This is a genomic window from Variovorax sp. (genome assembly GCF_035634955.1).
Classification (GTDB): domain Bacteria; phylum Pseudomonadota; class Gammaproteobacteria; order Burkholderiales; family Burkholderiaceae_C; genus Variovorax.
The window spans coordinates 441781-463836 of the sequence record NZ_DASQBZ010000015.1; the positions used below are offsets into that span (position 1 = coordinate 441781).

Annotated in this window: 27 protein-coding genes; 11 read left to right on the forward strand and 16 right to left on the reverse strand. The window is 68.6% G+C overall.

The features are described 5' to 3' along the window. The first annotated feature begins 6 nt into the window (after positions 1-6). From VES41_RS07000 to VES41_RS07015, 4 genes are all read left to right on the forward strand, one after another. Positions 7-876: an SDR family oxidoreductase gene (locus tag VES41_RS07000; protein WP_324814720.1), complete on the forward strand. Its 870-nt coding sequence runs from the start codon at positions 7-9 to the stop codon at positions 874-876. A gap of 200 nt (positions 877-1076) precedes the next feature. After that, the gene (locus VES41_RS07005; RefSeq protein ID WP_324814722.1) at positions 1077-2126 is read left to right on the forward strand and encodes a porin; all 1050 of its coding nucleotides are present in this window, start codon (positions 1077-1079) and stop codon (positions 2124-2126) included. An 88-nt stretch (positions 2127-2214) separates the two neighbouring features. Beyond that, the gene (locus VES41_RS07010) at positions 2215-3078 is read left to right on the forward strand and encodes an IclR family transcriptional regulator (protein ID WP_324814724.1); all 864 of its coding nucleotides are present in this window, start codon (positions 2215-2217) and stop codon (positions 3076-3078) included. A 109-nt stretch (positions 3079-3187) separates the two neighbouring features. After that, positions 3188-3571, forward strand: a complete 384-nt coding sequence (locus VES41_RS07015; protein WP_324814727.1) for a DUF1622 domain-containing protein — start codon at positions 3188-3190, stop codon at positions 3569-3571. A gap of 15 nt (positions 3572-3586) precedes the next feature. Here the strand turns inward: VES41_RS07015 and VES41_RS07020 are convergent, their stop codons facing one another. Then, positions 3587-4063: a DUF202 domain-containing protein gene (locus VES41_RS07020; protein WP_324814729.1), complete on the reverse strand. Its 477-nt coding sequence runs from the start codon at positions 4061-4063 to the stop codon at positions 3587-3589. Positions 4064-4211: 148 nt separating this feature from the next. Between VES41_RS07020 and VES41_RS07025 the strand changes: the two genes are divergently transcribed. From VES41_RS07025 to VES41_RS07055, 7 genes are all read left to right on the forward strand, one after another. After that, a complete protein-coding gene (locus VES41_RS07025) occupies positions 4212-4901 on the forward strand; it encodes a TetR/AcrR family transcriptional regulator (RefSeq protein WP_324814732.1) in 690 nt (229 codons plus the stop codon). A gap of 98 nt (positions 4902-4999) precedes the next feature. Continuing rightward, positions 5000-5533: a TRAP transporter small permease gene (locus VES41_RS07030; RefSeq protein WP_324814736.1), complete on the forward strand. Its 534-nt coding sequence runs from the start codon at positions 5000-5002 to the stop codon at positions 5531-5533. Then, on the forward strand, positions 5530-6810 hold the full coding sequence (locus VES41_RS07035; protein WP_324814739.1) for a TRAP transporter large permease subunit: 1281 nt from the start codon (positions 5530-5532) through the stop codon (positions 6808-6810). Before VES41_RS07030 ends, VES41_RS07035 begins: the two co-directional genes overlap by 4 nt. A gap of 54 nt (positions 6811-6864) precedes the next feature. Beyond that, complete coding sequence (locus VES41_RS07040) at positions 6865-7869, forward strand: TRAP transporter substrate-binding protein (protein ID WP_324814741.1); 1005 nt, start codon at positions 6865-6867, stop codon at positions 7867-7869. A 37-nt stretch (positions 7870-7906) separates the two neighbouring features. Then, positions 7907-8743 carry a shikimate dehydrogenase family protein gene (locus VES41_RS07045; protein ID WP_324814742.1) on the forward strand — a complete coding sequence of 279 codons (837 nt, stop codon included), beginning with the start codon at positions 7907-7909 and terminating at the stop codon, positions 8741-8743. A 77-nt stretch (positions 8744-8820) separates the two neighbouring features. After that, positions 8821-9717 (forward strand): acyl-CoA thioesterase II, encoded by an 897-nt coding sequence (locus tag VES41_RS07050; RefSeq protein ID WP_324814744.1) that lies wholly within the window; start codon positions 8821-8823, stop codon positions 9715-9717. A gap of 37 nt (positions 9718-9754) precedes the next feature. Continuing rightward, positions 9755-10243 carry a CreA family protein gene (locus tag VES41_RS07055; RefSeq protein ID WP_324814746.1) on the forward strand — a complete coding sequence of 163 codons (489 nt, stop codon included), beginning with the start codon at positions 9755-9757 and terminating at the stop codon, positions 10241-10243. Between the two features lie 9 nt (positions 10244-10252). Here VES41_RS07055 and ccmI read toward each other — a convergent pair whose 3' ends face one another. From ccmI to atpE, 15 genes are all read right to left on the reverse strand, one after another. Next, a complete protein-coding gene (gene ccmI / locus VES41_RS07060; RefSeq protein WP_324814749.1) occupies positions 10253-11569 on the reverse strand; it encodes a c-type cytochrome biogenesis protein CcmI in 1317 nt (438 codons plus the stop codon). A 64-nt stretch (positions 11570-11633) separates the two neighbouring features. Further along, on the reverse strand, positions 11634-12119 hold the full coding sequence (locus VES41_RS07065; RefSeq protein WP_324814750.1) for a cytochrome c-type biogenesis protein: 486 nt from the start codon (positions 12117-12119) through the stop codon (positions 11634-11636). Beyond that, a complete protein-coding gene (locus tag VES41_RS07070; RefSeq protein WP_324814752.1) occupies positions 12112-12657 on the reverse strand; it encodes a DsbE family thiol:disulfide interchange protein in 546 nt (181 codons plus the stop codon). Before VES41_RS07070 ends, VES41_RS07065 begins: the two co-directional genes overlap by 8 nt. Continuing rightward, a complete protein-coding gene (locus tag VES41_RS07075) occupies positions 12654-14630 on the reverse strand; it encodes a heme lyase CcmF/NrfE family subunit (RefSeq protein WP_324814755.1) in 1977 nt (658 codons plus the stop codon). The genes VES41_RS07070 and VES41_RS07075 overlap by 4 nt, the downstream gene beginning before the upstream one ends. After that, positions 14627-15079, reverse strand: coding sequence for a cytochrome c maturation protein CcmE (gene ccmE, locus VES41_RS07080; RefSeq protein ID WP_324814758.1), 453 nt, complete (start codon positions 15077-15079; stop codon positions 14627-14629). The genes VES41_RS07075 and ccmE overlap by 4 nt, the downstream gene beginning before the upstream one ends. Next, positions 15076-15216: a heme exporter protein CcmD gene (ccmD, locus tag VES41_RS07085; RefSeq protein ID WP_324814761.1), complete on the reverse strand. Its 141-nt coding sequence runs from the start codon at positions 15214-15216 to the stop codon at positions 15076-15078. Before ccmD ends, ccmE begins: the two co-directional genes overlap by 4 nt. Beyond that, on the reverse strand, positions 15213-16004 hold the full coding sequence (gene ccmC, locus VES41_RS07090) for a heme ABC transporter permease CcmC (protein ID WP_324814764.1): 792 nt from the start codon (positions 16002-16004) through the stop codon (positions 15213-15215). Before ccmC ends, ccmD begins: the two co-directional genes overlap by 4 nt. An 11-nt stretch (positions 16005-16015) precedes the next feature. After that, positions 16016-16702 carry a heme exporter protein CcmB gene (gene ccmB, locus VES41_RS07095; RefSeq protein ID WP_324814766.1) on the reverse strand — a complete coding sequence of 229 codons (687 nt, stop codon included), beginning with the start codon at positions 16700-16702 and terminating at the stop codon, positions 16016-16018. Continuing rightward, positions 16699-17349, reverse strand: coding sequence for a cytochrome c biogenesis heme-transporting ATPase CcmA (gene ccmA, locus VES41_RS07100; RefSeq protein ID WP_324814768.1), 651 nt, complete (start codon positions 17347-17349; stop codon positions 16699-16701). Before ccmA ends, ccmB begins: the two co-directional genes overlap by 4 nt. 3 nt (positions 17350-17352) lie before the next feature. Further along, on the reverse strand, positions 17353-17949 hold the full coding sequence (locus tag VES41_RS07105; RefSeq protein ID WP_324814770.1) for a cytochrome c3 family protein: 597 nt from the start codon (positions 17947-17949) through the stop codon (positions 17353-17355). A gap of 6 nt (positions 17950-17955) precedes the next feature. After that, the gene (locus VES41_RS07110; RefSeq protein ID WP_324815025.1) at positions 17956-18417 is read right to left on the reverse strand and encodes a nitrate reductase cytochrome c-type subunit; all 462 of its coding nucleotides are present in this window, start codon (positions 18415-18417) and stop codon (positions 17956-17958) included. A 123-nt stretch (positions 18418-18540) separates the two neighbouring features. Continuing rightward, on the reverse strand, positions 18541-21033 hold the full coding sequence (gene napA, locus VES41_RS07115; RefSeq protein ID WP_324814772.1) for a periplasmic nitrate reductase subunit alpha: 2493 nt from the start codon (positions 21031-21033) through the stop codon (positions 18541-18543). Between the two features lie 61 nt (positions 21034-21094). Further along, positions 21095-21406: a chaperone NapD gene (locus VES41_RS07120; protein WP_324814774.1), complete on the reverse strand. Its 312-nt coding sequence runs from the start codon at positions 21404-21406 to the stop codon at positions 21095-21097. Positions 21407-21513: 107 nt separating this feature from the next. Next, positions 21514-21681 carry a periplasmic nitrate reductase, NapE protein gene (napE, locus tag VES41_RS07125; protein ID WP_324814776.1) on the reverse strand — a complete coding sequence of 56 codons (168 nt, stop codon included), beginning with the start codon at positions 21679-21681 and terminating at the stop codon, positions 21514-21516. A 122-nt stretch (positions 21682-21803) separates the two neighbouring features. Continuing rightward, positions 21804-22046, reverse strand: a complete 243-nt coding sequence (gene atpE / locus VES41_RS07130; RefSeq protein ID WP_324815027.1) for a F0F1 ATP synthase subunit C — start codon at positions 22044-22046, stop codon at positions 21804-21806. Between the last annotated feature and the right edge of the window lie 10 nt (positions 22047-22056).

Here is a 22056-nt window from a genome sequence, read left to right on the forward strand (position 1 = left end):
GTGGCCATGTCCAGAGTACTTGTGGCGGGCGCATCGGGGCGTGTCGGGCATCACGTGGCGCGACGCCTCCGTGCGCAGGGCCGGGCCTTGCGCCTTCTCTTGCGTCCGGAGGAGGCCCGGGGCTTCTGTCCCGAGGATGGCGACGAAGTGGTCACCGGCGACTTCAACAGCCCGGACAGCATGGCCGAGGCGTTCACGGGCGTGGATGCGGCTTTCATGTACGCCCCGGACGCCGACGCCAGCCCTGCCGTGTTCGGCGCGGCGCGGGCCTGCGCGGTGCAGCGCATCGTCATGCTTTCCTCGGCCTCGGTCGTCAAGGCGCCCCCGGGGCCGAATCCGATCGCCGAGCGGCATCGCGCCGCAGAGGCCGCGGTGAAGGCGGCAGGACTTGGCTTCACGTTCATCCGTCCCGACACCATGGCGTCCAACTCCCTGCAATGGGTGCAGAGCATTCGTGCGGACGGCTGCGTGTACACGGCGTGCCCGGACTCGATGCGCAATCCGGTCCATGAAGACGACGTGGCGCTGCTGGCGGCGTTGGCGCTGCAATCGGATGCGCACGCCGGACGCGCCTATTTCGTCACAGGTCCGCAGGTGCTGCGCATCCGCGACCAGGTCGACGCGATCGCAGCCCAACTGGGTGAAGCGATCACCTGCGTTCGCATCGGAGAAGAAGATGCGCTGGCTCGCAGCATGCTGGCGTCGCCCGGACTGTCGCGCGCCGCCGCGCAGAGGCTGCTCGACTACCTGAAGAAGTCGGTGACGGTGAAGCCCGACGTCAGCGACGAGTTTGGCGAGGCCACCGGCTACGTGCCCAGGCCGTTCAGCGATTGGGTGTGCGACCACCTCGACGCCTTTCGCAGGCCGGCCAACTGAGGCGCCGGCCCGTGCAGCGCACTCGACACATGCAGCGGAGGTGTGCCGTGAAAAGCTGAAGCACCCCGCCCTCTCTCCAGTCGCGCCGATCGGTCCGTCATCAGCACGCGTGTTGTGTCGGGGCGGTCGTGCGCCTACGCACGTGGCAGGGGTGTGCCCGCCACGGCCGGCTTTGCTCATCCCGAAAAAGAAAGAGTCAGATGAAACTGCAACGTGCGCTGAGTGCTGCTGCGCTCGCCTTGATGGTCATGCCCCTTCACGCCCAGTCGAATGTACAGGTGTTCGGGCTCTTGGACACGATGGTCTATCACAAGGAGCTTGCCGGTCGGCCAAGCATGCCCTCGGACCGTGTGGACGGGGGCGGGTTGAATACGTCGTTCCTGGGGTTTCGTGGCGCCGAGGAGCTTGGCAGGGGTTTGCGGGTGCGCTTCGAACTCACCTCGTTCTTCCGCAGCGATACGGGGCAGATGGGCAGAAGCGACACCGACCCGTTCTTCTCGCGCTCGAGCTGGGTAGGCCTCCAGGGCGGTTGGGGCGCGGCCAGCCTGGGCCGCCAGACCACCCTGAGCTTCACGAACATGGTCAGGTACAGCGCATTCGGCGGATCGTCGTCGTTCAACCCGAGCTTCCTGCACAACTATCTTTCCAGCATCACCCAGCCGATGCTCACCGGGAGCGGCGCCGCCGATTCGGCGTGGAACAATGCGGTGAGCTATGAGACGCCCAAGTTCGCTGGATTGGTCGGCGCTCTCTACTACGCGCCGTCGGAATCGACCAATGCCGGCAGGCGCTTCGGCGCATCGCTGTCGTTCACGCGCGGCGCGTTTTCCATGGGGCTCGTCGGAGAGCGCATCGACGACATGTCGCTGAACTATGCGGCGCCGCCTACGGTCGCTCTCATGCGCGACTCGCGCCTGTGGAACCTGGGCGCTTCCTACGACCTGACGTTCGTCAAGCTCTACGCCCAGATGATCAGCACGAGCCTGAGCAATGCTGCCACGGACATCGACCTCGACACGGTGACCATCGGGGGGTCGGTGCCGATCGGGCCGGGCAAGGTGCTCGTCTCCTATGGGCAGACATCCAAGTCGCAGACCCGGCAGGCCGACGTCAAGCGCGAGACCACTTCGCTGGCCTACGACTACAGCCTGTCGCGACGCACCGACCTGTACACGGTCTTCATGCACGACGGGATGACCGGCAAGTCGAGCGGCAACGGCTACGCGGTCGGCATTCGACATCGCTTCTAGGATGACTTGACGACCCCGGCGGCCTTCGTGCCGAGCCGAAGGCGCCGGGCGTCAAACGTAGAATCGGCTCGCTCTCAAATCACACCTCATGGTTCAACGAAAACAGAAGCAACCGTCCTCGAATGAGGCAGGCCCGCCGAGTGAGGAGACGTCATCCAGTGCAAAGGACCCCTATTGGGTCGACGCGCTGGCCCAGGGGTTGGCAGTACTGCACGTGTTCGACGGTGACCGTCCCGCATTGACGCTGCCCGAGATCGCCGCCAGGCTCGGTTGGAGCCGCACCAAGCCGTTTCGTTTCGTCCATACGCTTGAGAAGCTCGGCTACCTCACGCGAGACGAGTCCGGCCGGGCGTTTCGCCTCACGAGCATGTCCATGCAGTTGGGATTCGCCTATCTCAGCCGCGTACCGCTGGTGGAGATGGCGCAACCGGTTCTCGATCGCCTGCGCACGCAAGTGGGTGCATCGACGCATCTGGCAATCCTGGAGCGAAACGAACTGGTCTACATTGCCCAGGCGCGCGTCCAGTTGCCGACCGCCATCAACATTCACGTAGGTTCGCGCCTGCCGGCTTACGCCACCTCCATCGGCCGCATCCTGCTCGCCCACCAGTCCGACGACGCGCTCGACGAGATCGTCGGCGGCGAGCCGCTTCAGGCGCGCACCCCGAAATCGACGGTGGACCCGAATACGCTTCGGCGAAACCTCAGGCGCGCGCGCGAGCAAGGCTACGTCTTCAATGACGGGGAGTTCCAGGAAGGGATTCGCTCGGTCGCCGCGCCCATACTCGATGCGCGGGGAAACGCGGTCGCCGGAATCAATGCCACGGCCACCTCGTATGTGTTCGACGACAAGACGGTATCCAGCCTGGTGATCCCGGCCGTGTGCAATGCCGCCAGCGAACTGAGTCGGTCGCTGGGCTATGCCGAGCGCGACAGGGACGGCGCTGCCTGAAGGCGGTGGCGGGCCCTCGGGCCTTCCGGCAGGCGTGCCCGCGTGCCGACCGGGCGTTGGGTTTTCTCCGGGCAGGGTTTAAAGTCGGCATCGCCATCGGCCCCAGCGCATGGAAGACATCCTTCACACCGCCGCCTTGTACCTGTCGCACCTGCTCGAGGCGATCACGCTGGTGCTGCTCGGCATCGGGGCGCTGATGGCGATCAAAGACCTGCTGGCGGGCGTCCTCGCGCGCCGGCCGGTCAACGAGATCACCCTCGGGGTCTGGCAAGGCCTGTCGCGCTGGGTCATCGTCGGGCTGGAGTTCCTGCTGGCGGCCGATCTGGTGTCCACGGTCGTGTCCCCGAGCTGGGACGAACTGGGGCGCCTGGGTGTCATCGCGGCGATCCGCACCGTGCTGGGCTACTTTCTCAGCCGCGATCTCCAGGAGGCCCGCAAGATCGCTCGAGAAAACGCGGGCCTGGCGCAACGCGACCGCGGCGAGCCTGTGTGAGCCGGGGCGGCCGGCCTATGTGCCGAAGGGCCCGATGCCGAAGTTCATGCTGAAGATCGCCAGGCAGCCCATGGCCAGGAGCAGCAGCGCGACGATGAGCGTCATCGATACCGGAAAGCCGCTGTCGGCATGTATGAGGCCTGCCGCGCGCATGGCCTCGCGCTCGCGCCGCAGCTCGACCATGAAGCGCCAGTGGTAGACAATGCCGAAGATCAGCAGGAACACGCCCAGCCACACCAGCGCCTGACCGAAGTTGCGGGAGGCTTCGCTGTTCTTGAGCACGCCCGAGTCGTGCAGCTTGTGGAAGAACTGGAAGATCGTGAAGCCGAAGCCGATCAGCGACAGCGAGGTGCGGATCACCGACATCAGCGTGCGGTCGGCGCTCATGCGCGTTCGCTGAAAGGACATGCCCGTGCGGCGCGCCGCCAGTTCGGTCGACGCGTCCGCGGATACGAGGCTGCTTGCCGATGATGGGGCAGGTCGTTCGCTCATGATCGGCGCGATCCTAGAGCAGCTTGGCCGGGGCGCGCAGGTGGGCGGCAATACGCATGCGCCGAGCAAGGCCATGCCGCCGGCGGCGGGCTTGCGCGCACCCGCACCGCATGCCCGCGGCGGCCCACGCGCAGCCTATACTTCATGAATGAACGAACTGGTACATGCCGGAGCGCGCCGCCCGGGCGGGCGCAGCGCGGCGCCGGCACGCAAGGCGCCGGGGCGGACCAACGACCCTGAGCGCACCCAGGCGAACATCCTGGCCGTGGCGGCGGTGGAGTTCGGCGAGAAGGGGCTGGCCGGGGCGCGCATCGACGACATCGCCGAGGCGACGCACACCAGCAAGCGCATGATCTACTACTACTTCGGCGGCAAGGAAGGGTTGTACCTGGCCGTGCTGGAGGAGTCGTACCGGCGCGTGCGCGACGTCGAGTCCGAGCTGAACCTGCAGAACCTGTCGCCGGAGGACGCCCTGCGCCGTCTGGTCGAGTTCACCTTCGACCATCACCTGCACCACGAGAACTACATCCGCCTGGTGATGTCCGAGAACATCAACCGCGGCCAATACATGGCGCGCAGCCAGCGCATCCAGGACCTGAACGTGCCGGCCATCGCGGCGATCCGCGATCTCTACCTGCGCGGCGTCGAGGCCGGGGTGTTCCGCCCGGGACTCGACCCGGTGGACATCCATGCCTCCATCTCGGCGCTGAGCTTCTTCAACGTGGCCAATCGCCACACGTTCGGCACAATCTTCAAGCTCGACATGCAGTCGCCCGCCTACATCGCCCAGCGCCGTGCCAACGTGTCGGAGATGGTGGTGCGCTTCGTGCGCAAGTAGCACCCGCGGGACTGCCGCCCGCGGCCGTCGGCGGGTGGGTTTACCCGCGATTGAAAAACTAACCAGTCCGTACAAAATCGGCGGATCGGAGACAACTCGTGATCCAGTTCCTCATCGACCGCATCTGCCGGTTGTTCGTCATCCTGATGGTCCTGGCGCTCGCGCTCATGGTCATCATGGTGTTCGGCAACGTCGTGCTGCGCTATGGCTTCAATTCGGGCATCACCGTCTCGGAGGAGCTGTCGCGCTGGCTCTTCGTGTGGATGACCTTCCTCGGCGCGGTGGTGGCGGTGCGCAATCGCGCGCACCTGGGCACCGACGCACTCGTGGCCCGCCTGCCGATGGCCGGCCGTAAGGTCTGCTTTGCGGTCGCGCACCTGCTCATGCTGGCCATCTGCTGGTGGATGCTGCGCGGGGCCTGGCAGCAGACCCGCATCAACTACGGCACCACCAGCGCCGTCATGGAGGCTTCCATGGCGTGGCTGTACGTCAGCGGCATGGTCTTCTCGCTGCTGGCCGGCCTGATCTTCGCGCATGAGTTGTGGCTGCTGTTCACCGGCCGGATCAGCGACGACCGCCTGGTCTCCGTCGCAGAGTCCGAGGACGCTCCGCCGGCGGAGGTGGCCAGGTGACGATCGCGATCTTCCTGGGTGCGCTGCTCGGCGCCATGGCGCTGGGCGTGCCCATCGCCTTCTCGCTGCTGGTATGCGGCGCCGCGCTCATGTGGCACATGGACATGTTCGATGTCCAGATCCTCGCGCAGAACACCATCGAGGGCGCCAACAGCTTCCCGCTGCTGGCCGTGCCCTTCTTCATGCTGGCCGGCGAGATCATGAACGCCGGCGGCCTGTCGCGGCGCATCGTCCATTTCGCCATGACGCTGGTCGGGCACATCAAGGGCGGCCTGGGCTACGTGGGCATCATGGCCGCAGTCATCATGGCGTCGCTTTCGGGTTCGGCGGTGGCTGACGCCGCGGCGCTGGCCGCGCTGCTGCTGCCGATGATGAACCGCGCCGGCTACGACACGGCGCGCTCGGCCGGCCTGCTGTCGTCTGCCAGCATCATCGCGCCGATCATCCCGCCGTCGATCGGCTTCGTCATCTTCGGCGTGGCCGCCAACGTCTCGATCTCCAAGCTGTTCCTGGCCGGCATCGCGCCGGGGATCATGCTGGGCGCCGCGCTCTGGCTCACCTGGTGGTGGCTGGTGCGCAAGGAAAAGATCGAGGCGCAGCCGCGCGCCGGCAGCCGCGAAGTCCTGCTGGCACTCAAGGACGCGACCTTCGCCCTGGTGCTGCCGGTCATCGTGGTGGTCGGCCTGAAATTCGGCGTGTTCACGCCGACCGAGGCGGCAGTGGTCGCGGCGGTGTACGCGCTGTTCGTCTCGACCGTGATCTATGGCGAGCTCAAGTTCAAGCAACTGTTCGGCCTGTTCGCCGCGGCGGCACAGACCACTGCGGTGATCATGTTCCTGGTGGCGGCGGCCATGGTGTCGGCCTGGATGATCACGGTGGCCAACCTGCCGGCCGAGCTGGTCACGCTGCTCAAGCCGCTGCTCGACAGCCCCACGCTGCTGATGATCGCCATCATGGTCATCACGATGCTGGTGGGCACGGCGATGGACATGACGCCGACCATCCTGATCCTCACGCCGGTGTTCATGCCGATCATCAAGGCCGCCGGCATCGACCCGGTGTACTTCGGCGTGCTGTTCATGATCAACAACGCCATCGGCCTGATCACGCCGCCGGTGGGCACGGTGCTGAGCACCGTGGCCGGCGTCGGCAAGGTCAGCATGGATGACGTGACCAAGGGCGTGTGGCCCTTCATGGTGGCGCAGTTCGCCGTGATGTTCCTGCTGGTGCTGTTCCCCAGCCTGGTCATGGTGCCGGCACGCTGGCTGCACGGCTGAGCGGCGCGGCGCGCCACGCCTTTTCCCTTTCCAACGACGACGAACGGAGACAACATGAAACGCCACTTCATCAAGACGGTCATCGCCGCCAGCGCGCTCGCCGCCATCGGGCTCGGGCAGGTGCAGGCCCAGACGCGGACCATCAAGTTCGCCAACCAGAACGCTGCCGGCCACCCGATCGTGCTGGGCATGGAGAAGTTCGGGCAACTCGTCGAGGCCAAGTCGGGCGGCAAGCTCAAGGTCAACGTGTACCCGGGAGGCGCGCTGGGCAGCGACCAGGCCAACCTGTCGGCCCTGCAGGGCGGCACGCTGGAGATGGCCTCGATGAACTCGGGCATCTTCGCCAGCATCGTCAAGGAATTCGCCATCTACGACTTCCCCTTCCTGTTCGGCACGCCGAAGGAAGCCGACGCGGTGGTCGACGGGCCGTTCGGCACCGGTCTGCACAAGAAGCTGGAAGACAAGGGCCTGGTCGGGCTGGCGTACTACGAGCTGGGCTTTCGCCAGCTGACCAACAGCCGCCGTCCGGTGGCCAAGGTCGAGGACATCGCAGGGCTGAAGCTGCGCGTGATTCCCAACCCGATCAACATCGACTGGGTGAGCGCGCTGGGCGCCAACCCCACGCCGCTGCCGTTCCCCGAGCTGTACGCGGCGCTGGAGCAGAAGGCGGTCGACGGCCAGGAGAACCCGGTGGCCACCATCCGCGGCGCCAAGCTGTACGAAGTGCAGAAGTACATGACGCTGACCAACCACCAATACAACCCGCAGTCGGTGGTGATCAGCAAGAAGTTCTGGGATTCGCTGTCCGCCGGCGACCAGAAGATCCTGCAGGAGGCTGCGACGGAGTCGGCCGTGTACGAGCGCGAGCAGTCGCGCGCGCAGGCCGCCAGCATCCTGGCGGAACTCAAGAAGAGCGGCATGGAAGTGACGGAACTGCCGCCGGCAGAGGTGGCCAAGCTGCGCGAGAAGATGAAGCCGGTGATCGCCAAGCACACCGCCACGGTGGGCCAGGACACCGTCAACGCCGTCATGGCCGAACTGGACAAGGCACGCAAGTAGCGCTCGGGGCAACTCCGCGAACAGGCAGCGCACGCACGTGAACATCGACGGCCGGACAGAGGTGATCGCCCACCTGGGCTATCCCACCCACGCCTTCAAGGCGCCGATGATCTACAACCCGTACTTCGAGGCGGACGGGATCAACGCGGTGGTGGTGCCCTTCGCCTGCAGGCCCGAAGATTTCGCGCATGCCCTGCGCAGCCTGTTTCGCATGGACAACGTGCGTGGGGCGCTGATCACCATGCCGCACAAGGTGAGCGTGGTCGACCTGCTCGACGAAGTCACGCCGACGGTGCGGGTGGCCGGCGCCTGCAATGCGGTGCGGCGCCTGCCTGACGGCCGCCTGCAGGGCGACCAGTTCGACGGAGCCGGCTTCGTGCGCGGGGTGCAGCGCAAGGGCGTTCGCCTGCCGGACACGCGCGCGCTGGTGGTCGGCGCCGGCGGCGTGGGCAGCGCCATCGCCGCCTCGCTGGCCCAGGCGGGCGTGGGCGAACTGGCGCTGTTCGACGTGAACGCCGGCGTGGCGCTGGCGTTGGCGGCGCGGCTGCGCGAGCACCATCCGCACCTGCCGGTGCACACTGGCAGCGCCGATCCGCAAGGCTTCGGCCTGGTGGTCAATGCCACGCCGCTGGGCATGGCCGAGGGCGATCCGCTGCCGTTCGACGTCGACCGGCTGCAGTCCGGCACCCTGGTCGGCGAAGTGGTGATGCGCACGGAAACCACGGCCTTGCTGGCAGCCGCCCAGGCGCGCGGCTGCCGCGTGCAGGTCGGCACCGACATGCTGTTCGAGATGATTCCGGCCTACCTGGAATTCTTCGGGCTGCCTGTCACGACCCCCGAGCGGCTGCGCGCCCTCGCCCGCGTGAAGTACTGAGCCCAGGCGCTGCGCCCCCGCGCGACAGGCGCAGGGCGCGGGATTTGCTAAGGTCTCGCCTTTGCGATCCGCCTGCCATGACTTCCACGAATTCCAATCCCCCCGATCCCGCCACGGCGGCATCCCTTGTGGCGGCACTGGTCGCCCTGATGCAACTCGAGCCGACCGGCGAGGACCGGTTCCGGGGCCGCAGCGACGACATCGGCACGCCCGCCGTCTATGGCGGCCAGGTCCTGGGCCAGGCATTGCTGGCGGCCCAGCGCACCGTCCCGGCCGAGCGCGCCGTGCATTCGCTGCACGCCTACTTCCTGCTGCCGGGCGAGCACGCGCCGATCGACTACACCGTGCACCGTCCGCGTGATGGGCGCAGCTTCAGCACCCGCCACGTGATCGCGCGCCAGGACGGCCGCGAGATCTTCGAGATGGCCGCGTCGTTCCAGACGCGCGACGACGGCATCGACCACCAGGACGACATGCCGCCGGCGCCGGACCCGCTCGCCCAGCCGACCGAGTACGAGCGGCGCCTGGCGCTGGGCGACAAGGTGCCGGACGACCTGCGCCTGCGCGGGCTGGTGTCGCAGGGCCTCGAGTTTCGCGTGGTCGATGCGCCCGACCTGCTCGCGCCCGAGCGGGTGGCGCCGCGCTCCATGATCTGGATGCGCGCCGTCGCGCCGCTGCCGGACGACCCGATCGTGCACCGTGCCGTGCTGGCCTACGCTTCCGACAACGGCCTGCTGCGCGCCGCGATGAACCCGCACGGGCTGACTTTCCTGCGCGGGCGCATGCGCGTGGCGAGCCTCGACCATGCCATGTGGTTCCATCGCGACTTCCGCATGGACGAGTGGCTGCTGTACGTCATCGATTCGCCCAATGCCGGCGGCGCCCGCGCCTTGTGCCGCGGAAGTATCTTCACGCGCGACGGCCGCCTGGTCGCGTCGACGGCGCAGGAGGGCATGATCCGGATCAGGCCGTAGCAGGCGACAAGGCGCAAGCCGAAGGGAGAGAAAGAGCATGAAGAAGATCACTGCATGGCGGCTTGCCGCGTCGCCGCCGCTGCTGCTGTTGGTTGCGTTGGGCGCTGCGCACGCCGAGCGGGTCGGCGAGGTGGACACCGCCTTCAAGCTGATCGGCCCGGACCACAAGGTCGTGGTCGAGGCCTACGACGATCCGAAGGTCAAGGGCGTGGCCTGCTACGTCTCGCGCGCCGTCACCGGCGGCGTCTCCGGCGCGCTGGGGCTGGCCGAGGACAAGGCCGAGGCGTCCATCGCCTGCCGCCAGGTCGGCCAGATCCAGATCAGCGAGCCGCTGCCGCGCCAGGAAGAGGTGTTCAGCCAGCGGCAGTCGGTGCTCTTCAAGCGCTTGCGCGTGGTGCGCATGGTCGACGTGCCGCGCCACACGCTGGTCTACCTCACCTATTCCGAGAAGCTGGTCGACGGCTCGCCCGAGAACGCCGTGACCGCGGTGCCGGTGGACCGCGCGCTGCCGCTGCCGGTCAGGTAGGGCGGCGAGTCAACGTCGGTCGCCGGGCGGCACCTCGCCGTCGATGACCAGCTGCACCTGGCGGCTGCCCACGGCCACCGGGCCGGCGCTGCCGACCAGGTCGCCCGGCTGCGGCATGGCCTGGCCGCTGGCGGAGATGCGGGCCTGCAGCATCACCTGCGCATGCCCCGAAAGGCGCAGGTCCGGGCGCATCGCCAGGCTGTCGTCCAGCGTGAAATCCAACGGCAGGTCGCTTGCCTTGCGCCGCAGAACGGCCAACGGCATGCGGCTGCCGTCGATCGGCCGGGCATAGACGAAGAGCACCTCGTCCGGCCCGGGCTTGCGGCCGGCTACGCCGCCGAGCGTGACGCGGCCGGCTACTTGCGAGGCTGACAGCGCGGCGGTGGTGTCGGCGGCAGTGCGATCTGGCCCCGTGGCGCCCGAGCCGGGGCCGGTGGCCATGGCGGGCGCAGCGGCCTTGGTGGCCGGGGCGTCTCCGGCGCGGACTTCGGCGCGCACCAGCGCCAGATCGGCGGCGATGCGCTGCGCGGTCTGCGAATCGGGGGGCAGCTGCGCCACCAGTTGCTCCCACCGGGCAATCGCTTCGAGCTTGTCGCCGCGCTGCAAGGCTGCGCTGCCGGCCAGCGCCAAGGCCTTGGGCTGGCGTGGATCGAGCGCCAGCGCGGCTTCGATCTGCGCGCGCGCGGGGCCTTGCAGCGAGCCGCCGTCGGCGCTGGCAAGCACGTCGGCATAGTCAGCGCGCAGGCGGGCATCGCCGGGCTGCAATGCCACGGCGCGCGCGTAGGCCGCGCTCGCATCCGCAGGCCGCTCCAGCACGGTGTAGGAGCGCGCGAGCAACTCCCATCCTTCGGCGTCGTCGGGTTGGGCGCGCAGCCGTTGCGCCAGCTGGGTCACCATGGCCTCCACCTGGGCGCCGCTGGCCAGATGCTGGGGCGCGTCGGCGTGATCGTCGTCCTGCCAAAGGACCATCGGGTTGCCCAGCTGCAGGTACAGGACGATCGCGGCGCTGGGCAACAGGGCGAGCAGCACGCTGGCCAGCAACGTGGCGCGCGGCGGTGCGGCGGACGCCGCCTGCGGCGCTGTCGCATGCGCTGCATCGTCGAGCAGGCGCCGGCCCAGATGGTCGAGCTCCTGCGCGCGCTGTGCCGGATCGAGCGCACCGGCGTCGAAGTCGCGCCCGAGCTCGTCGACCTGCGCGCGATACACCGCGGTGCGCGAGACAGGCTGCACGCCGGTGCCGGGCGGCGTCCGGCGCAGCAGCGGCACCAGCAGGCACAGCACGGCCACGCCGACGATGCATGCGCAAAGGACCCAGAACAGGCTCATCATCGCGGCACCTCGAGGTCTCGCGCTGCTGCGCAAGCCGGTGTCGCGGCAGACGGGCGGTGATTCATCGCACGCGCTCCCGCGCGGCGACGCCGTCGTGCTGCAGCAGGCGCTGCAGCTTCGCCCGCTCGTCCGCGCTCAGCGGCGCGCCGCCGCCGCGCCGGCGGCGCGACCGCCGCAGCAGGAGCGCGGCAATGGCCGCCAACAGGATCGGCGGCCCGAACCAGAGCATCCAGGTCACGGGCCTGACGGGCGGCGCGTAGAGCACGAAGTCGCCATAGCGTTCGACCATGTAGCGCTTGATGGCTTCTTCGTCGGCACCGTTACGCAACTGCTCGCGCACGCGCTGGCGCAAGTCCTGCGCCAGCGGCGCGTTGGATTCGGCCAGGCTCTGGTTCTGGCAGACCACGCAGCGAAGCTGCTGCTCGAGCGCGTGTGCGCGCGCATCCAGCGCGGCGTCGTCGAGCGTGGCCGCCGCCTGCGCAACCGACAGCGCCGCCAGCGCGGCCAGCACCGCCGACGGCAGGCGGACCATCGGCGCCCTAGGCATCGCCGGGGCCCTCCTGCTCGAGACGGCGCAGCAGCGGCATGAGCTGGTCGCGCAGCACCTGTTCCGTCAGAGGGCCGGCATGGCGCAATCGGACACGACCGGCGCGGTCGATGACGAAGGTCTCGGGAACGCCGTACACGCCCAGGTCGATGCCGGCGCGGCCATCGGCATCGGCCGCGTTGGCGACGAAAGGGTTGCCCAGCCGGCGCAGCCAGGCCCGTGCCGCCTCGGGCGAATCCTTGTAGTTCAGGCCGACGAGCGGTGCGCCCTGGTCGCGCGCCAGCCGCACCAGCAGCGGATGCTCCAGCTGGCAGGGCGTGCACCAGGAGGCCCAGACGTTGAGCAGCCAGGGCCGGCCCCGCATGCCGGCGCTGGCAAAGGGCGCGGCGCCGTCGTCGAGCGCGGGCAGCTCGAGCACGGGCAGGGGCTTGCCCAGCAGCGCAGAGGGCAACTCGCGCGGGTCGCGCTGCAGTCCGGCGAGCAGGGCCACGCCCAGACCGACGAACAGCAGCAGCGGGCCGAGGTGGCGTGCCTTCATGTGTGCAGTTCCGCGCCGCCGGGATGCACCGCCGGGCGCGTCTGGCGTGCCAGCCGGTAACGGCGATCTGCCGCAGCCAGCGCGCCTCCGCAGGCCATGAGCAGGCAGCCGATCCAGATCCAGGCGATGAAGGGCTTGACGTGCAGCCGCACCGCCCAGCGCTCGCCGGGCAGCGATTCTCCCATCGCAACGTACAGGTCGCGCCTGAGCGAGGTGTCGATCGATGCCTCGGTGGTCGGCATCTGCTGACTGCGGTAGAGGCGCCGCTCCGGCGTCAGCCGTGCCACCGGACGGCCCTCGCGCAGCACCTCGACCTGCCCGCGCAAGGCATCGTAGTTGGGGCCCTGGGCCGGCGCCACGCCGTCGAAGCGGAACTGAAGGCCCGCGAGTTCGACCATGTCGCCGGCGCGCATCGGCAGTTCGCGTTCCTGCGCCTGGCCGAGCGACAGGGTGACGCCTGCAATGAACACGCCAACGCCCGCGTGCGCCACCAGCATGCCCGCGTACGCGGCCGGCAGTTGCCGCAGAGCGGCCAGGCGCCTCCCCCGCGCCTGCCGCAGGCGGTCGGCCAGGCTGGCCAGGGCACTGGCCACGCACCACAGCGCCAGCAGAAGGCCCAGGCCGGTCGGTGCGGAGGGCCGGGGCAGCAGGGCGGTCAGCCCCAATGCCAGGGCCAGGCTGGCCGCGCCGGCCCAGCGCAGCCGCGGCAGCAGCCCGGCGGCCGGACTGTCGCGCCAGCGCGCCATGGGTGCCACGCCCATCAGCAGTACGGCCGGCACCATCAGCGGCACGAACACTTGCTCGAAATACGCCGGGCCGACGGAGATCTTGCCCAGCCCCAGCAAGTCCAGCAGCAGCGGATAGAGCGTGCCCAGCAGCACGGTGGCCGCCGCCACCGCGAGCAGCACGTTGTTGGCCAGCAGGAAGCTCTCGCGCGAGACCAGTCCGAAGTCCGCATGCCGCGCCAGGCTGGATGCGCGCAGCCCGAACAGCAGCAGCGCACCGCCGGCGAACAGCGCCAGCAGCGCCAGGATGAAGGCGCCGCGCGCCGGGTCGACCGCGAAGGCGTGCACCGAGGTCAGGATGCCGGAGCGGACCAGGAAGGTGCCCAGCAGGCTCAGCGAGAACGTGATGACCGCCAGCAATGTGGTCCAGCCGCGCAGGGCGCCGCGCTTCTCGGTCACGGCCAGCGAATGGATCAGCGCGGTGCCGCACAGCCACGGCATGAACGAGGCGTTCTCCACCGGGTCCCAGAACCACCAGCCGCCCCAGCCCAGTTCGTAGTAGGCCCATGCGCTGCCGAGCATGATGCCCAGCGTCAGGAAGCACCAGGCCGCCGTGGTCCACGGCCGCGACCAACGCGCCCACGCGGCGTCGAGCCGGCCGGCGAACAGTGCGGTCACCGCGAAGGCGAAGCTGACCGAGAAGCCGACATAGCCCATGTACAGCAGCGGCGGATGGAACACCATGCCCGGGTCCTGCAGCAGCGGATTGAGGTCGCGCCCCTCCATGGGCGGCGGCATCAGGCGGACGAAGGGGTTGGAGGCGAACAGCAGGAAGGCCAGGAACCCTGCGCTGATGGCACCCATGACCCCGAGCACGCGTGCCACCTGCGCCGGCGGCAGTTGGCGCGAGAAGAACGATACGGCGCAGGACCAGCCGGCCAGCATCAGGGCCCACAGGAGCATCGAGCCCTCGTGCGAGCCCCACACCGCCGCCAGGCGGTAGGGCAGCGGCAATGCGGTGTTGGAGTTGGCCGCGACGTAGCGCACGCTGAAGTCGTTGTCGGCAAAGGCCCAGGCGAGGCTGGCGAATGACAGCGCGACCAGCGCGCACTGCACGCGCGCCGCGGGAAAGGCCAGTGCAGTCCAGCGCGCCTGGCGGCGCACTGCGCCGGCCAGCGGAAGCGCCGCCTGCGCCAGGGCGACCAGCAGCGCGACGATCAGGCAGAAGTGGCCCAGCTCGGCAATCATCGCGGATCCATGGCCGCCGGCGGCTTCGGCCGGGCACGCGCCACGGCGTCGGCCGCTTCGGGCGGCATGTAGTTCTCGTCATGCTTGGCCAGCACCTCGCTCGCAAGAAAGGCGCCGTCGGCGCCCAGCCGGCCGCGCGCCACCACGCCCTTGCCTTCGCGGAAAAGGTCGGGCAGCAGGCCCCGGTAGACCACCGGCACGGTACGCGCGGTATCGGTCACCGTGAAGTGGACGGTCATGCCGTCGCCTTCGCGCCGTACCGATCCGGCCTCCACCAGCCCGCCGATGCGGAAGCTGCGCGCCAGCGGCGCCTCGTGCGCGGCCACCTGGCTGGGCGTGTAGAAGAACACCAGGTTGGAGCGAAAGGCGTTGAGCACCAGGGCGGTGGCCGCGCCGCCGCACAGCAGGGCGGCCAGCAGGAGCGCGAGCCGGCGCTGGCGGCGCGTCACGTCCTGGTCCTCGCGCGGCGCGCACGGCGCCGCAGCAGCACGAGTTCGACCACGATCAGCGCCAGGCTGATGCCGTAGGCCGCCGCGATGAAGCTTTCGTGGCCGCCGGCCAGGACGCGCTGCAGCAGCTCGGTCATGCCGCGCCCTCCGACCGCTTTCCGCCCGGCAGCAGGCCGCGTTCGCGCAGCAGCAGGCGCACCCGCACCAGCGCCACGGCGATGGTGTAGAGCCAGCACGCCAGCGCCATCAGCAGCATGCCGGCGAGCATGGTGCGGGCCATGGTCGGCGCGGCCGTCAGGCTCACCGAGGCGCCCTGGTGCAGCGTGTTCCACCACTGCACCGAGAAGTAGATGACCGGCAGGTTGAGCGAGCCGACCAGCGCCAGCACCGCGCAGGCGCGCTCGGCCCGGCGCGGCTCGTCGATCGCGCCTTCCAGCGCCATGAAGCCGAGATAGAGGAAAAGCAGCAGCAGCTCGGACGTCAGGCGCGCATCCCAGACCCACCAGGTGCCCCAGGTCGGCTGGCCCCACAGCGCTCCGGTGACGAGCGCAATGGCGGTGAACAGTGCGCCGGTCGGTGCCAGCGCCGACGCCATCATCGACGACAGCCGGGTGCCCAGCCACAGGGCCAGGCCGCCGTAGATCGCCATGAGCAGGTAGATGAACATCGACATCCACGCCGCCGGGACGTGGATGAAGATGATGCGGTAGACCTCGCCCTGCTGGGCGTCGGTGGGCGCCACGCCGAAGCCCACGTACAGCCCGGCCAGAGCCAGGATCGCCGCCGCCGCGAAACACCATGGCGCCAGCCGCCCCGCCAGCGGATCGAAGCGCACGGCGGATGCGTAGGCCAGCCAGCCCGAGGGCCGGGCGCGGCTGTTGGGGCGATGCGCCAGGGTGGTGTCGGTGGAAGAAGTCGGCGGCATTGCGTTTCTTCCTATTCGGCGGCAATGCGCAGGCCGGCGGCTGCCGCCAGCGGGCACAGCAGCAACGACAGCGCCAGGCACGCGCCCAGCAGCGAGAGTTCGGCCGTCATGGGCAGGCCGGCGTCGGCCGCCGCACCGGCCGCCGCGCCGAACACCAGCACCGGCGCACACAGCGGCAGCACGAGGATGCAAAGCAGCACCGCGCCGCCGCGCACGCCCAGGGTGAGCGCCGCGCCGACGGCGCCGATCAGGCTGAGCACCGGCGTGCCGACCATCAGCGAGGCGGCCAGCCCCATGGCCGCGGCAAACGGCATCCCGTACTGCTGCGCCAGCAGCGGCGTGAGCAGCATCAGCGGCAGGCCGCTGGTCAGCCAGTGCGCACAGATCTTGGCCAGTACCAGCCAGGCCAGCGGTTGCGGGGAGAGCAGCAACTGGTCCAGGCTGCCGTCGGCGAACTCGCGCGAGAAAAGCCGCGAGAGCGACAGCATGGACGCCAGCAGCGCCGTCACCCAGAGCATGCCCGGGGCCAGCAGCCGCAGCTGCCGGGCTTCGGGCCCGATCGCGAGCGGATAGAGGCTGCAGGCAATGACGAAGAACAGCAGGCCGGCGAACACCTGTCCGCGCCGACGCCAGGCGCGCAGCACGTCCTGCCGGACAATGGCGGCGAACGAGCGCCGCAGGTCGCGCGCCAGCGTCATGCGTCCAGCCGCAGGATGCGGCCCGGCGGCGAAAGAGGCTGGTGGGTGGCCACCACCGCCATGCCGCCGCGTCGCAGGTGCGCCTGCAGCAGGATGTCGAAGCGAGCCGCCGCCTCCTCGTCCAGGCCGCTCAGTGGCTCGTCGAGCAACCACAGCGCGCACGGCAGCAGCGCCAGGCGCGCCAGCGCGACGCGACGGCGCTGCCCTTGCGACAAGGCACGCACCGGCGAGTGCGCCGCCCACCCCATGCCCAGCGCATCGAGGCACGCGTCGATCTGCGCGTCGTGCGCCGTCTTGCCGGCCAGTTGCGCCGCGAAGCGAAGGTTCTCTGCGGCGCTGAGGTCCGCATCGATCCCGTCGGAATGACCCAGGTAGGCGACTGTGGGCAGGAAGTGCGGGTCGCCCGCGCGCACGGGCTGCGCGTTCCAACGGACTTCGCCCGACGCCGGAGGCAGGAGGCCGCACAGTACGCGCAGCAGGCTGGACTTGCCGCTGCCGTTGGGGCCATGCAGCTGCAGCAGCTCGCCCGCGCGCAATTCGAAGTCGACCGACGCCAGCAGCATCCGGCCGCCGCGGCTCACGCCCATGGCGTGCGCGCCCAAGCAGGTGTCCGCGGCTTCGCTCGGTACGGCCGCCGCGATGGCCACGCGTCATTGCTCCTTGGCTTTGGCCACGTCCGGAAGGTGGTGCGCGATGCCCTTGTGGCAGTCGATGCAGGTCTTTTCCTTGTTGGCCAGGTAGGTGGAATGCATCTGTTGCGCACGCGGGCTCTGCCGGGTGAAATCCATCGAGGCGTAGTCGTGGCAGTTTCGGCACTCGAGCGAATCGTTGGCCTTCATGCGCGCCCATTCGTGCTGGGCCAGTTCGAGGCGCTTGTCGAGGAACTTCTCGCGCGTGCTGATAGTGCCGAAGATCTTGCCCCAGACCTCCTTGGACGCCTGCATCTTGCGGGCGATCTTGTCGGTCCAGTCGTGCGGCACGTGGCAGTTGGAGCAGACCGCGCGCACGCCGCTGCGATTGGTGAAGTGGATGGTGGTCTGCAGCTCCTGGTAGACGTTGTCGCGCATCTCGTGGCAGCCGGTGCAGAAGGTCTCGGTATTGGTCAGCTCCATGGCCGTGTTGAAGGCGCCCCAGAACACCACGCCGGCGATGAATCCCCCGAGCGTGAGGAAGCCCAGGCTGTAGTGCACGCTGGGGCGGGTGACGGTCCGCCAGTAGCGCTTGACCAGTTGGACGAGGGCTTGCATGCGGACCTACTTGCTGCCGAGCACGCCCGGCGTGCGCTTGAGCAGCTTCTCCACGTCGACGAAGTCATTGCTCACCAGCGGCTTGGCGTCGGCCTGCGGCACGTGGCACTGCGTGCAGAAGTAGCGGCGCGGCGAGACGTCGGCCAGCACGTGGCCGTCGCGGTCCATGTAGTGGGTGATGCTCACCGGGATCGACTTGGCCGCCTCCGCCGCTGTGCGCGCGTGGCAGAACATGCAGCGGTTGAAGTCCTTGTCGACCTGGTAGCCGTCGATCGAGTGCGGAATGGTCGGCGGCTGCATCGTGTAGTTGCGCGTGCGTCTCACGTCCTTGTTCTCGGTCGGGAAGATCAACGGCGGCGTGGCCTGCTTGTCGAGGTCGGTGTGGCCGCGCATCGAGTCGACCAGCCCCTGTTCGGGCGCCGCCGCAGCCCGGTTCTGCTGCGCCGGCGCCGGCGCAGCCAGCATCATGAGGCACAGCAGCAACAGGCCACTGCACAGCAGCCGCACGAGGGACCCGGCCGGATCGGCCACACCCGCGGCGGGGCAGGAAGGGCGCGCAGGGGCTGCGCGGAGCATGGGCGCGAGCATGGTCTACACCTTCACGATCTTGACCGCGCACTTCTTGTAGTCGGTCTGGTGCGAGATCGGGCAGGTCGCGTCCAGCGTGACCTTGTTGATCAATTGGCTGGCGTCGAACCACGGCACGAACACCAGCCCGCGCGGCGGCGTGTCGCGTCCCCGCGTCTCTATGCGGGTGCGCATCTTGCCGCGCCGCGACACCACCTCGACCTCGACGCCGCGCCGCAGGCCCATGTCGCGCGCGTCCTGCGGGTGCATGAAGCACAGCGCGTTCGGAAAGGCGCGGTACAGTTCGGGCACGCGCCGCGTCATCGAGCCGGAGTGCCAGTGCTCGAGCACGCGCCCGGTGGCGAGCCAGTACGGATACTCCTTGTCCGGCACCTCGGGCGGCGGCTCGTAGGGCAGCGCGAAGATCACCGCCTTGCCGTCGGGATGCCCATAGAAGTCGAAACCCTTGCCGGCCTTGACGTACGGGTCGCTGCCTTCGCGGTAGCGCCACAGCGTCTCCTTGCCGTCCACCACCGGCCAGCGCAGGCCGCGTACCTCGTGGTAGGTGTCGAACGGCGCCAGATCGTGCCCGTGGCCGCGGCCGAAGCTGGCATATTCCTCGAACAGACCCTTCTGGATGTAGAAGCCGAACTCCTTCGACTCATAGTTGGCGTAGTCCGACGAGACTTCGCTGAGCGGGAACTTGTCGACATTTCCGTTGCGATAGAGCACGTCGTACAGCGTCTTGCCGCGCAACTCCGGCTGGGCCGCCACCAGGTCGGCGGGCCACACTTCCTCGACCTTGAAGCGCTTCGAGAACTCCACCAGCTGCCACAGGTCCGAGCGCGCCTCGCCCGGGGCATCGACCAGCTGGTGCCAGAACTGGGTTCGTCGCTCGGCGTTGCCGTAGGCGCCTTCCTTTTCTACCCACATCGCGGCGGGCAGCACGAGGTCGGCGGCGAGCGCAGTGACGGTGGGATAGGCGTCGGTGACGACCACGAAGTTGTCGGGGTTGCGGTAGCCGGGCAGGGTCTCCTGCACCATGTTCGCGGCCGCCTGCATGTTGTTGTTGCACATCACCCAGTAGGCGTTGAGCTTGCCGTCCTTGAGTGCGCGGTTCTGTTCCACCGCGTGGTAACCCGGCTTGGCCGGCACCGTGCCGGGCGGCACGCGCCAGGTCTTCTCGGCATGCGCGCGGTGCTCGGGGTTGGTCACCACCATGTCGGCCGGCAGCCGGTGCGAGAACGTGCCCACTTCGCGTGCGGTCCCGCAGGCCGACGGCTGGCCGGTCAGCGACATGGGGCCGTTGCCCGGCTGCGAGATCTTTCCCGTCAGCAGGTGCACGTTGTAGATCATGTTGTTGGCCCAGGTCCCCCGCGTGTGCTGGTTGAAGCCCATGGTCCACAGCGACATGACCTTGATGTTCGGGTCGGCATAGAGCTCGGCCAGCCTCAGCAGGTGCTCCTTCGACACGCCGGACAGCTTGCTCACGTAGTTGGCGTCGTATTTGGAGACGAAGCTGGCGAACTCGTCGAACGTCATCGGCGACGCCGCATTCGGGTTGGCCGCATTCTTGGCTGCCGTCTCCAGCGGGTTGTCCGCGCGCAGGCCATAGCCGATGTCGGTCACGCCCTTCTTGAATACGGTGTGCTTCTCGACGAAGTCCTTGTTGACCTTGCCGCTGCTGATGATGTGGTGCGCGATGTAGTTGAGGATGGCCAGGTCGGTCTGCGGCGTGAAGATGATCGGCATGTCCGCCAGGTCGAAACAGCGGTGCCCGAAGGTCGACAGCACGGCAACCTTGCACTTGGGATGGCTCAGTCGCCGGTCGGTGATGCGCGTCCACAGGATCGGGTGCATCTCCGCCATGTTCGAGCCCCACAGCACGAAGGCGTCGGCGTTCTCGAAGTCGTCGTAGCAGCCCATCGGCTCGTCCATGCCGAAGGTGCGCATGAAGCCGGTGACGGCCGAGGCCATGCAGTGCCGCGCGTTCGGGTCGATGTGGTTCGAGCGGAAACCCGCCTTCATCAGCTTGACCGCGGCATAGCCCTCGAACACCGTCCACTGGCCGGAGCCGAACATGCCCACCGCCTCGGGGCCCTTGTCCTTGAGCACGCGCTTGAACTGCTGCTCCATGACGTCGAAGGCCTGCTGCCAGCTGACCGGCGCGAACTCGCCGTTCTTGTCGTACTTGCCATCTTTCACGCGCAGCAGCGGCCGCGTGAGGCGGTCGCTGCCATACATGATCTTGGACAGGAAGTAGCCCTTGACGCAGTTGAGCCCGCGGTTGACGGCCGCTTCCGGGTCGCCCTGCGTGGCCACGACATGGTTGTCCTTGACGGCGACCGTGACGCCGCAGCCGGTGCCGCAGAAGCGGCAGGGCGCCTTCGACCACTTCAGCTTCGTCATGTCACTTTCGGTGACGAAATTGGCGGACTCGGCCGGCAGGTGGACGCCTGCGACGGAGGCGGTGGCCGCCACTGCGCTGCGCTTGATGAAATCCCGACGGGTGCTCATAAGGCGACCTCCGCGCAACGCGCCGCGGTGCGAGCCATCGTCGGATCGGCCGGGCAGTGGCTCATGGTGCGATCTCCTCGTCCATGGACGCGGCGTCCTCGCCGTGCTGGTAGACCAGCGCCGCGGACAGCACGCCGTGGACGGCGTGCAGCGCGTCGAGTTGCGACGCGATCGCCCGGAAGCTCGCTGCCTCGAGCGTGATGATCAGCTTGCCGTCGTCGCCGACGGCGTGGATCTCGGCGCCCGCCAGCCCTGCCACGTGGCGCCGGACTTCCTGCAGGTGCGCCGGATGGGCATGCACGACGACACCCGCGATGTGCCATTCATCCGGCTCATCCTGTGCGTGCGTGATGCAGGCATTCGTTTCGAGCATCGGCCAACTCCTCCGGAGGGCGCGCAGGCACCCTCCCTCACCGTTGAGACAGCAAGAAGATGTCGTCCGCGCGCCTTTACGCGGGCAGCCTGTCCGTCGGAAACTGTTCAGCTGGTGGGTGGACCGCTCACCATCTGGGTCATCCAGACCAGAAAGCCGTAGCCCGCGACGACGATGACCGACAGCACAGGCACCATCACGGCCGTGAGGAAGATGAAGCTGCGGAACTCTTCCTTCTTGCGCTGGCGCTCATCAATCGCGATGTCGTCTTTCATCGTGGGCCTTGTTCTCGATGCGATGACGGGCAGATTAGATGCATCCGGACAGCGGGTGTCAACTTCCGCGCGCCGGCGCTACATGGGATTGGCGCCGCAGCGCACGCCAAGCGCGACGCGTCTCAGCCAGCGAACGGATTCGCCGTGGCGAACCACAGCGCGATGCCGGTCGCGATGATGAAGGCGCCGTCGGTCACGCCCGCGGCCAGGAAGAAGGTGCCTTGCAGCTGGTCCTTGAGTTCGGGCTGGCGTGCGGCTGCCTCCAGCAGCTTTCCGCCGAGGTTTCCGATGCCCAGGCAGGAGCCGAGCGCGGCAATGCCGATGAGCAGGCCCACGGCCAGGGGAAGCAGGTCGGTGCCGTTCATGATGGACTTT

Excerpts from the sequence above, each read along its gene's own strand:
- VES41_RS07075 (WP_324814755.1), bottom strand. The coding sequence starts at position 14,630 with ATGATTGCCGAGCTGGGCCACTTCTGCCTGATCGTCGCGCTGCTGGTC.
- ccmD (WP_324814761.1), bottom strand. The coding sequence starts at position 15,216 with ATGACCGAGCTGCTGCAGCGCGTCCTGGCCGGCGGCCACGAAAGCTTC.
- ccmC (WP_324814764.1), bottom strand. The coding sequence starts at position 16,004 with ATGCCGCCGACTTCTTCCACCGACACCACCCTGGCGCATCGCCCCAAC.
- VES41_RS07050 (WP_324814744.1), top strand. The coding sequence starts at position 8,821 with ATGACTTCCACGAATTCCAATCCCCCCGATCCCGCCACGGCGGCATCC.
- napE (WP_324814776.1), bottom strand. The coding sequence starts at position 21,681 with ATGAAAGACGACATCGCGATTGATGAGCGCCAGCGCAAGAAGGAAGAG.
- VES41_RS07020 (WP_324814729.1), bottom strand. The coding sequence starts at position 4,063 with ATGAGCGAACGACCTGCCCCATCATCGGCAAGCAGCCTCGTATCCGCG.
- atpE (WP_324815027.1), bottom strand. The coding sequence starts at position 22,046 with ATGAACGGCACCGACCTGCTTCCCCTGGCCGTGGGCCTGCTCATCGGC.
- VES41_RS07120 (WP_324814774.1), bottom strand. The coding sequence starts at position 21,406 with ATGCTCGAAACGAATGCCTGCATCACGCACGCACAGGATGAGCCGGAT.
- ccmI (WP_324814749.1), bottom strand. The coding sequence starts at position 11,569 with ATGAGCCTGTTCTGGGTCCTTTGCGCATGCATCGTCGGCGTGGCCGTG.
- VES41_RS07005 (WP_324814722.1), top strand. The coding sequence starts at position 1,077 with ATGAAACTGCAACGTGCGCTGAGTGCTGCTGCGCTCGCCTTGATGGTC.
- VES41_RS07105 (WP_324814770.1), bottom strand. The coding sequence starts at position 17,949 with ATGCAAGCCCTCGTCCAACTGGTCAAGCGCTACTGGCGGACCGTCACC.
- VES41_RS07070 (WP_324814752.1), bottom strand. The coding sequence starts at position 12,657 with ATGAAGGCACGCCACCTCGGCCCGCTGCTGCTGTTCGTCGGTCTGGGC.
- napA (WP_324814772.1), bottom strand. The coding sequence starts at position 21,033 with ATGAGCACCCGTCGGGATTTCATCAAGCGCAGCGCAGTGGCGGCCACC.
- VES41_RS07065 (WP_324814750.1), bottom strand. The coding sequence starts at position 12,119 with ATGCCTAGGGCGCCGATGGTCCGCCTGCCGTCGGCGGTGCTGGCCGCG.
- VES41_RS07010 (WP_324814724.1), top strand. The coding sequence starts at position 2,215 with ATGGTTCAACGAAAACAGAAGCAACCGTCCTCGAATGAGGCAGGCCCG.
- ccmB (WP_324814766.1), bottom strand. The coding sequence starts at position 16,702 with ATGACGCTGGCGCGCGACCTGCGGCGCTCGTTCGCCGCCATTGTCCGG.
- VES41_RS07000 (WP_324814720.1), top strand. The coding sequence starts at position 7 with ATGTCCAGAGTACTTGTGGCGGGCGCATCGGGGCGTGTCGGGCATCAC.
- VES41_RS07015 (WP_324814727.1), top strand. The coding sequence starts at position 3,188 with ATGGAAGACATCCTTCACACCGCCGCCTTGTACCTGTCGCACCTGCTC.
- VES41_RS07110 (WP_324815025.1), bottom strand. The coding sequence starts at position 18,417 with ATGATGCTGGCTGCGCCGGCGCCGGCGCAGCAGAACCGGGCTGCGGCG.
- VES41_RS07025 (WP_324814732.1), top strand. The coding sequence starts at position 4,212 with ATGAACGAACTGGTACATGCCGGAGCGCGCCGCCCGGGCGGGCGCAGC.
- VES41_RS07055 (WP_324814746.1), top strand. The coding sequence starts at position 9,755 with ATGAAGAAGATCACTGCATGGCGGCTTGCCGCGTCGCCGCCGCTGCTG.
- VES41_RS07040 (WP_324814741.1), top strand. The coding sequence starts at position 6,865 with ATGAAACGCCACTTCATCAAGACGGTCATCGCCGCCAGCGCGCTCGCC.